Source organism: Insulibacter thermoxylanivorax (assembly GCF_015472005.1).
GTDB classification, from domain to species: Bacteria; Bacillota; Bacilli; order Paenibacillales; family DA-C8; genus Insulibacter; species Insulibacter thermoxylanivorax.
Genome location: NZ_BMAQ01000049.1, coordinates 1 through 847 on the forward strand (window position 1 = coordinate 1; position 847 = coordinate 847).

General features: G+C 51.2%; 1 protein-coding gene. It reads right to left on the reverse strand.

Translation table 11 applies throughout. From position 1 onward, the window contains the following. Window positions 1-847: IS1380 family transposase (locus tag PRECH8_RS14010; RefSeq protein WP_200967718.1), on the reverse strand; the 847-nt coding region annotated here is incomplete at both ends.

The window sequence follows — 847 nt, forward strand, 5'->3', positions numbered from 1 at the left end:
GCTAATAGCTTGATGAGCAAGACGAGTTCATTGGCTGCAAAGTCACTCGTCGCAATTCGATCAATGGAAAATCCACGCTTGGCTTCCTTGATGTAGTTTTCCATACAGCAGCGCTGGTTGTAGAAACGCCATAAGTCGATCGGTTCCCACTCCAGATTGGTGACGATCGCTTCGTATTGCCAGTCGGTGTCGAAGATGAGACGTGTTTGGCCGTCTTCAACCACTCGTGCCTTGCGGATGATCACGACACGACGTAACTTGTTCCAAGAAGTTGCTTTGTACAGGAGGGTAATGCCTTCGATGACCCACTCGTCCTCATCGACATAGCGTTTCCAGTAACGACAGGCGGCGACTTCGGCGGCGAGACGTTTCGTCCATTTTAGCTTACCAACGTAACCGATTCGCCTGCTCTCCCATAGTCGGTAGAAGTCTTCGCCTCCGAACCCTTTATCAAATCGGGCGTACTTCACCCTATGATCTTCGATCAGTTCGAACGTCTGCTCGAGGAAAGAAATAGCTCCGGTCGAAGAGTGTGTGTTGCCTGCCCGTAGGACGGCATTTAGGCATAAGCGGGACTGTCCTTCAAAAGCCAGTAAGGGATGGTAGCTCTTTCGACCCGGCTTGTGTGGATTGGTTCCTTTGGCAGCTCCTGATTGATCGCCATACACAGTCTCCACGGTAGAATCCAGATCTAAGATCAGGTCGCTGGGTAGGCACGGCTGAATCACATCCCGATTGATCTTCCGTAGATCCATCAGTAGATTCGGAGACGCCTTACGTAATCGCACCAATTCTTTGTACAGCAAGGAATGGTGTGGGCAGCGTCCACCGAGAAAACGCCTGACGA